Here is a 6,890-nt window from a genome sequence, read left to right as displayed (position 1 = left end):
CCTCGCCAAACACCTCAAGGCGCTCCGATGGCGAACGCCCTATCAAGCAATCTGCAACGCCTGGACAAGGGACCCGTCAATCTTCAAAATCAATCCGCACCATCTCATTCCGGGACCACACACCTAGGCCGCAATACGATCATGAGCCAAACCACGATTCGCGAGGCACGCAGCTCCGACGTCGCCGCGCTGGTTGCCATCTTTGCCGCTGATGAACTCGGCGGTCACGGCGACACGACCGCGCCCGAGATATTCGGCAAGTATCTTCGGGCTTTCGAGCGGATTGCTTCATCGCCCGACCAAACGCTTTACGTCGCGGAGCGTGACGGGCAGGTCGTAGGCACATTTCAGACCATGGTCGTGACGTCGCTGATCGGTCGTGGCTCCTCGTCGATGATCATTGAGGCGGTGCAGACGCGGGGTGACATGCGTGGCCAGGGCATCGGTGCCCAGATGATTGAGTTTGCCATTGCGGAGGCAAAACGTCGCGGTTTGCGGCTCGTGCAACTGACGTCGAATGCCAGCCGCACGGATGCGCACCGCTTCTACGAAAGACTTGGTTTCAAGCAATCGCATCTCGGCTTCAAGATGGCGCTGAAATGAGCCGGTGTGGCACCGGAATCACTGGACAATGCGGATCGCTGGCGGCATAAGCGAGGGATCAAATTCTGGTCCCGCTTGCCTTCCGGCTAGCTCAAGGAAAAGACATGAAGAATCTCCTCGTGCAAATCTTCACCTGGTGGAACGGTCAGACGATCGGTACGCGTTTTGCGACCTGGCGTTTTGGCAAGCGCGTCGGTGAAGACGAATTGGGTAATGTTTATTACGAAGGCGGTATGTCATCCTACGGTCTTCCGAAGCGTTGGGTGATCTACAAGGGTTATGCCGAAGCCTCTGCAATTCCGCCGGGCTGGCATGGCTGGATGCATCATCGCACGAATGTCCCGCCGAGCCAGGAAAACTACGTTGCCAAGGAATGGCAGAAGCCGCATCGCGCAAACCCGACCGGGTCGCCGCAGGCTTATCGTCCGCCGGGCTCGCTCGTCGTTCCCGGCGAACGTCCGCGGGTTACCGGCGACTACGACGCCTGGACGCCTGGCAACTGAGAAGCTGGTCGCCGACCCTGCTTTTAGCCACAATTGACTATTACCCGCAGAATGGCCGCAGCGATTGCGGCCTTCGATTTTCAGACGCTGTGGAGACGGGCAGATATGAAGCTTATCACGCGGATCCAGCTCCTGCGTGCCGCCGGGCTTTCCCTGGTGCTTGGCTCGATCCTTCTGCCGCAGGCTGCCTCCGCTGCCCGCATTGAGAACTCGGTTGCCGTTTTCTCCGGCCTCGACAAGATCACCGGCCGTATCACCACCTTCGACGTCTATGTCAACGAGACCGTGCAGTTCGGTGCGCTGCAGGTGACGCCGAAGGCCTGCTATTCGCGCGATCAGGCGGAAGCGCAGAAGATCGATGGTTTTGTGGAAGTCGACGAGATCACGCTCGACCGTAAGATCCGCCGCATCTTCACCGGCTGGATGTTTGCCGACAGCCCCGGCCTCAATGCCGTAGAGCATCCGATCTATGACGTCTGGCTAAAGGACTGCAAGCAGAACTCGGACGTTCCCGCGCCTGACAAGGCAGCCAACTAGTTCCTAGAATTCAAGGTGCGGCGATTCCATTGCCGCCGTGAGGATGTGGGCGTACTCATTCTTCGGAACATCGATCGCCCCGAACGTCTTCAGGTGCTCGGTCGTAAACTGCGTATCGAGCAAGGTGAAACCCTTGGCGCGCAGCCGTTCCACCAGATGAACGAGGCAGATCTTCGAGGCGTCGGTCCGCCGCGAGAACATGCTTTCGCCGAAGAATGCCGAGCCCAGCGACACTCCGTATAATCCGCCGACAAGTTCGTCGCCGTCCCAGGCCTCGACCGAGTGAGCATGGCCGATACGATGCAGTGTCGAATATAGCGTCTTGATGGTCTGATTGATCCAGGTGCTGGGCCTGTCCCCGGTCTCTGCCGCACAGGCCGCAATGACCGCGTCGAAATCGTAATTGAAGCGGATATCGAACGGCTTGCGCCGGATCGTCTTGGCGAGGCTTTTGGAAACGTGGAATTCGTCGAGCGGCAGGACGCCGCGAAGGTCGGGCTCGACCCAGAATATTTCTGGATCGTCAGCCGATTCGGCCATTGGGAAAAGACCGATAGAGTAGGCGCGCAGGAGGATTTCCGGTGTTATGCCTGGAGACTTCCTGCGCGATCCTGCCATTCTTTGTTACGCCGGTTTCTTGGCCAGATATTTTTCCAGCCAGTGGATATCATAGTCGCCGTTGGCGATATCCTGATTGTCCACCAGATCCTGGAACAACGGAAGCGTCGTCTTGATACCGTCGACGACGAACTCGTCGAGCGCGCGGCGCAGACGCATCATGCATTCGACGCGCGTACGGCCGAAGACGATGAGCTTGCCGATGAGGCTGTCGTAGTACGGCGGGATCTTGTAGCCCTGGTACGCGCCGCTATCGACGCGAACACCAAGTCCACCCGGTGCGTGGAAGTGGGTAATCGTGCCCGGGGAGGGTACGAAGGTCCGCGCGTCCTCGGCGTTGATCCGGCATTCGATGGCGTGGCCGTTGAAGTTGATCTCTTCCTGCTTGACGGAGAGCCCGCCGCCCGAAGCGACGCGGATCTGCTCGTGAACAAGGTCGATGCCGGTGATGGCTTCGGTGATCGGATGTTCCACCTGCAGACGGGTGTTCATTTCGATGAAATAGAACTCGCCGTTCTCGTACAGGAACTCGATCGTACCGGCACCGCGATACTTCAGCTTCCTCATGGCGTCGGCACAAATCTGGCCGATCTTCATGCGCTGCTCGACGTTCAAAGCCGGGGAATTGGCTTCTTCCCAGACCTTCTGGTGGCGGCGCTGCAGCGAGCAATCACGTTCGCCGAGATGGATCGCATTGCCTTCGCCGTCACCGAACACCTGGATTTCGATGTGGCGCGGCTGGCCGAGGTACTTTTCCATGTAGACCGCATCGTTGCCGAAGGCGGCCGCCGCTTCGGTACGGGCCGTCGACCAGGCTTCGATCAGGTCGGCCTCGGACTTGGCAACCTTCATGCCGCGACCACCGCCGCCGGCGGTTGCCTTGATCAGCACCGGATAGCCGATTTCGGCAGCCGTCCGCACCGCATCTTCTTCGGTCTTTACCTCGCCGTCCGAACCCGGAACGACAGGAATGCCGAGCTCCTGGGCGGTCGTCTTGGCGGTGATCTTGTCACCCATAAGCCGGATGTGTTCCGCCGTCGGGCCGATAAAGGTGATGCCGTGCGCTTCCAGGATTTCCGCAAACTTGGCGTTTTCGGAGAGGAAGCCGTAACCAGGATGCACAGCATCGGCGCCCGTGATCTCGCAGGCGGCCACGATCTGGTGGATGTTCAGATAGCTGTCGCGTGAGGGCGGAGGACCAATGCAGACGCTCTCGTCGGCGAGGCGCACATGCATGGCGTCGGCGTCGGCGGTCGAATGGACCACGACACACGGGATGCCGAGCTCTTTGCAAGCGCGCAGCACGCGAAGCGCGATTTCCCCGCGATTGGCGATGAGGATTTTCGAGACCATGACGCCCGCCTTATTCGATGACGACGAGGGCTTGGCCGTATTCGACGGGGCTTCCGTCCTCGACGAGGATTTCGGTGATCTTCCCGGATTTCGGCGAAGGAATCTGGTTCATGGTCTTCATCGCTTCGATGATGAGCAGCGTCTGGCCTTCCTTCACGGTCGCGCCGAGCTCGATGAAGGCGCGTGCACCGGGAGCCGGAGCCATGTAGGCGGTGCCGACCATCGGAGCGCTGACAGTGTTGGCAGGGTTGCGTACCGCCGCTGCCGGAGCCGCAGGTGCTGCAGCTGCCGGGGCCGCTACGGCCGGAGCCGCTGCGAACGCGGGCGCAGCCATCGGAGCCTGAATGTACTGGGTGTTGCCGGCGCGCGAAACGCGGATGCGCAGATCGTCCTGCTCGACTTCGATTTCCGTCAGATCCGTGTCGTTGAGGATGTTCGCGAGGTCGCGGATCAGCGCCTGGTCGATACCGTTTTTCTTCTCAGCCATGAGTGTTTGCCCTGTCTTCTTTTTATGCCGTAAGATTCTTCAGCGCCTGGAGCGCCAGAATATAGCTGTAAGGCCCGAAGCCGCAGATGACGCCTTTCACCGCTGGCGCAATCATCGACTTGTGGCGGAATTCTTCCCGCGCGTGAACGTTGGAGATATGGAGCTCTATTACCGGAATGGAAATAGCGCGAATTGCATCGTGGAGCGCGACCGACGTATGCGTGTAGGCACCTGCATTGATCGCGACACCAACGGCCTTGTCGTTCGCTTCATGGAACCAATCAACGAGCGTGCCTTCGTGATTGCTCTGGCGAAAATCAATATCGAAGCCGAGCTCACGCCCGGCCGCCTTGCAGTCCGCCTCGATATCCTGAAGGGTCTTGCCACCATAGATGCCGGGCTCTCTTTTGCCGAGCATGTTCAGGTTGGGGCCGTTCAGGACGAATATCGTTTGCGTCATCGAATGTTCCAATAAGTGCGGGACGGCAACCTATAGACTCCCCACGGGCCTAATGAAAGCCCTTTGGGAAGCGCAGCCCGAATCACGCCATATTTGTCCACATGGCTGAAACGCTTCGATTTTGGCGATTTGATGAGCGTCGCCTCAGCAACTCGTCTTGCCGCAGGCGCGCATATTCTTCACCTTGGCTTCAAGGTCGTCGAAGCCAACCGCGCCTTGAACGAGCTCGTTGCCGACCACATAGGACGGTGTGCCTGTGATGCCGAGGCTCTGAGCAAGGTCATAGGTTTCCTTGACGGAAGCATCGCTGGAGCTCTTGGCCATCTCATCCCTTATCTGCTTTTCGCTGACGCCAAGGGACTCTGCGACTTCGAGAGCGCTCGCTTCGTCGGCGCGGCCGTCGCGGCCAAGCAATGCGATGTGGAACTGGCTATATTTCTGCGGCGCCAGTTTGCGGAATGCGTCGGATACCTTGTGTGCGGCAACCGATTCCGGTCCGAGGATTGGGAATTCCTTGAGCACGAAGCGGACGTTCTTGTCTTTTTCGAGCATCGTCTGCATGTCCGAAAGCGCATGCCTGCAATAGCCGCAATTGTAATCGAAGAATTCGACGATCGTGATGTCGCCCTTCGGGTTGCCGATCGCCAAGTCATACTTCGAATCGAAGATCGTCGACTTGTTGTCAGCAATCACGGCGTTGGCTTTAACGAGGCGCGCCTGCTCCTGCTTCTTCTGCAGCGCATCCTGAACATCGAGCATGATCTCTGGATTTTCGATCAGGTATTGCTTGATGAACTCGCCGAACTCCTTCTTCTGCGCGTCGTCGAGTGCTGCCGCCGGATAGGCAGTTGCCACCGAGGCAGTGAGCGCGAGCGCGGTGAAGATTTTCGGAAGTATGGCCATTATATCCTCGTCATCAGCAGTTTACATGCGTCGGTTCTAGGCGTCGAATAACACTGCCCGGTTAACGGCGGCACGCCGCTGCCGCCAAATTACGGTGCGTCCGGTCGTCTTCAAACAGGAATTTTCGCATCCGCGGTTCAATCGCGGGATTGTGATGACCCGATTATTGCGGCAATTGTCTGGCCGCAAGCAAAGTTAGAGAGAAGCGATCTTGTTTTCCATTTCCCAACGCAGCGAAGTCGAACCCTTTCATGCCATGGATGTTCTGGCGGAGGCGACAAGGCGGCGAGCGAACGGCCATCCGGTCATTTCCATGGCCGTCGGCCAGCCATCCCATCCGGCGCCGCGGGCCGCGCGGGAGGCAGCGCAGGCTGCGCTTGTGGAGGGCAAGATCGGCTACACGGACGCGCTTGGTACGACGAGACTGAAACAAGCGCTGGCCGACCATTATCGCGGCCGTCACGGGCTGAAGATCGATCCTGCACGGATCGCGATAACGACGGGTTCTTCCGCCGGCTTCAATTTGGCGTTTCTCTCGCTGTTCGATGCCGGCGACGCGGTCGCGATTGCCCGGCCGGGCTATCCCGCCTACCGCAACATCCTCGGCGCGTTGGGGTTGAGGGTGATCGAGGTGCCGGTAACGGCCGAAACCCACTTCACGTTGACGCCCGAGAGTCTCGAGGCCGCGCAAACGGCAAACAATGTCAGGCTGAAGGGCGTTCTGCTGGCGAGCCCCGCCAACCCGACAGGTACCGTGACCGGCCGCCAGGGGCTGAAGTCCTTGGCCGACTATTGCGCGGCCAATTCGATCGCGTTCATTTCAGACGAAATCTACCACGGACTGACCTTTGCCGGCGAAGAGACCAGCGCGCTGGAATTGACCGACGAGGCGATCGTCATCAACTCCTTCTCCAAATATTATTGCATGACGGGATGGCGGATCGGCTGGATGGTGCTGCCCGAGCGGCTGGTGCGCCCGATCGAGCGCGTCGCGCAAAGCCTCTACATCTCGCCGCCCGAACTCTCGCAGATCGCCGCGACGGCCGCTCTCGGCGCGGCCGCGGAACTCGATGTCTACAAGGCGAGCTACGCGGCCAACCGCGATTTTCTGCTGAAGCGTCTGCCGGAGATCGGCCTGTCCATCGCATCGCCGATGGATGGCGCCTTCTACGCCTATGTCGACGTAACGCGCTTTACCAATGATAGCATGGCCTTCGCGAAGCGGATGTTGGCGGAGATCAACGTCGCCGCGACGCCGGGCCTGGATTTCGACCCGCTGGAAGGTAATCGCTCGATGCGCATGTCCTACGCCGGTTCCGAAGCCGAGATCATCGAAGCAATCGAACGTATCGGAGCGTGGTTGAAATAAGTTTCTTCTAATGGAGAGTCCTCTGGAGACTTGCTAAGGCAATTTCTGAGCGGCTTC

9 protein-coding genes and 1 pseudogene are annotated in these 6,890 nt (G+C 59.2%); 5 read left to right on the top strand and 5 right to left on the bottom strand.

Annotated features, from left to right (window positions below):
- The 4 genes and pseudogenes from IB248_RS09695 to IB248_RS09680 all read left to right on the top strand — a co-directional run.
- Positions 1 to 127, top strand: a pseudogene (locus IB248_RS09695) (IS481 family transposase); the annotation flags it as partial.
- Positions 128 to 141: 14 nt separating this feature from the next.
- Entirely contained in the window at positions 142 to 603 is a 462-nt protein-coding gene (locus IB248_RS09690) for a GNAT family N-acetyltransferase (RefSeq protein WP_018857006.1), read from the top strand.
- 104 nt (positions 604 to 707) lie between these two features.
- Entirely contained in the window at positions 708 to 1,106 is a 399-nt protein-coding gene (locus IB248_RS09685; RefSeq protein ID WP_007792741.1) for an NADH:ubiquinone oxidoreductase subunit NDUFA12, read from the top strand.
- A gap of 105 nt (positions 1,107 to 1,211) precedes the next feature.
- Positions 1,212 to 1,643: a DUF2155 domain-containing protein gene (locus tag IB248_RS09680; protein WP_029792474.1), complete on the top strand. Its 432-nt coding sequence runs from the start codon at positions 1,212 to 1,214 to the stop codon at positions 1,641 to 1,643.
- A 3-nt stretch (positions 1,644 to 1,646) separates the two neighbouring features.
- Here the strand turns inward: IB248_RS09680 and aat are convergent, their stop codons facing one another.
- From aat to IB248_RS09655, 5 genes are all read right to left on the bottom strand, one after another.
- Entirely contained in the window at positions 1,647 to 2,261 is a 615-nt protein-coding gene (gene aat / locus IB248_RS09675; protein ID WP_018857004.1) for a leucyl/phenylalanyl-tRNA--protein transferase, read from the bottom strand.
- A gap of 6 nt (positions 2,262 to 2,267) precedes the next feature.
- Entirely contained in the window at positions 2,268 to 3,614 is a 1,347-nt protein-coding gene (gene accC / locus IB248_RS09670) for an acetyl-CoA carboxylase biotin carboxylase subunit (RefSeq protein ID WP_018857003.1), read from the bottom strand.
- Positions 3,615 to 3,624: 10 nt separating this feature from the next.
- Positions 3,625 to 4,101, bottom strand: a complete 477-nt coding sequence (gene accB, locus IB248_RS09665; RefSeq protein WP_018857002.1) for an acetyl-CoA carboxylase biotin carboxyl carrier protein — start codon at positions 4,099 to 4,101, stop codon at positions 3,625 to 3,627.
- Positions 4,102 to 4,123: 22 nt separating this feature from the next.
- A complete protein-coding gene (aroQ, locus tag IB248_RS09660; protein WP_018857001.1) occupies positions 4,124 to 4,561 on the bottom strand; it encodes a type II 3-dehydroquinate dehydratase in 438 nt (145 codons plus the stop codon).
- A 144-nt stretch (positions 4,562 to 4,705) separates the two neighbouring features.
- A complete protein-coding gene (locus tag IB248_RS09655) occupies positions 4,706 to 5,464 on the bottom strand; it encodes a DsbA family protein (RefSeq protein ID WP_018857000.1) in 759 nt (252 codons plus the stop codon).
- A 211-nt stretch (positions 5,465 to 5,675) separates the two neighbouring features.
- Here IB248_RS09655 and IB248_RS09650 point away from each other — a divergent pair, with 211 nt between their 5' ends.
- Positions 5,676 to 6,833: an aminotransferase class I/II-fold pyridoxal phosphate-dependent enzyme gene (locus IB248_RS09650; protein ID WP_029792473.1), complete on the top strand. Its 1,158-nt coding sequence runs from the start codon at positions 5,676 to 5,678 to the stop codon at positions 6,831 to 6,833.
- Positions 6,834 to 6,890: the final 57 nt, after the last annotated feature.

It is taken from the genome of Rhizobium sp. RHZ01, assembly GCF_014851595.1.
Classification (GTDB): domain Bacteria; phylum Pseudomonadota; class Alphaproteobacteria; order Rhizobiales; family Rhizobiaceae; genus Rhizobium; species Rhizobium altiplani.
The sequence above is the reverse complement of the archived record's forward strand: the minus strand, read 5'-3'. Positions and strand labels throughout refer to the sequence as shown.

What these genes read in the sequence shown, in the direction of transcription:
- IB248_RS09690 (WP_018857006.1), top strand. Translation starts at nt 142, where the DNA reads ATGAGCCAAACCACGATTCGCGAGGCACGCAGCTCCGACGTCGCCGCG.
- accC (WP_018857003.1), bottom strand. Translation starts at nt 3,614, where the DNA reads ATGGTCTCGAAAATCCTCATCGCCAATCGCGGGGAAATCGCGCTTCGC.
- aroQ (WP_018857001.1), bottom strand. Translation starts at nt 4,561, where the DNA reads ATGACGCAAACGATATTCGTCCTGAACGGCCCCAACCTGAACATGCTC.
- IB248_RS09680 (WP_029792474.1), top strand. Translation starts at nt 1,212, where the DNA reads ATGAAGCTTATCACGCGGATCCAGCTCCTGCGTGCCGCCGGGCTTTCC.
- aat (WP_018857004.1), bottom strand. Translation starts at nt 2,261, where the DNA reads ATGGCAGGATCGCGCAGGAAGTCTCCAGGCATAACACCGGAAATCCTC.
- IB248_RS09655 (WP_018857000.1), bottom strand. Translation starts at nt 5,464, where the DNA reads ATGGCCATACTTCCGAAAATCTTCACCGCGCTCGCGCTCACTGCCTCG.
- IB248_RS09685 (WP_007792741.1), top strand. Translation starts at nt 708, where the DNA reads ATGAAGAATCTCCTCGTGCAAATCTTCACCTGGTGGAACGGTCAGACG.
- accB (WP_018857002.1), bottom strand. Translation starts at nt 4,101, where the DNA reads ATGGCTGAGAAGAAAAACGGTATCGACCAGGCGCTGATCCGCGACCTC.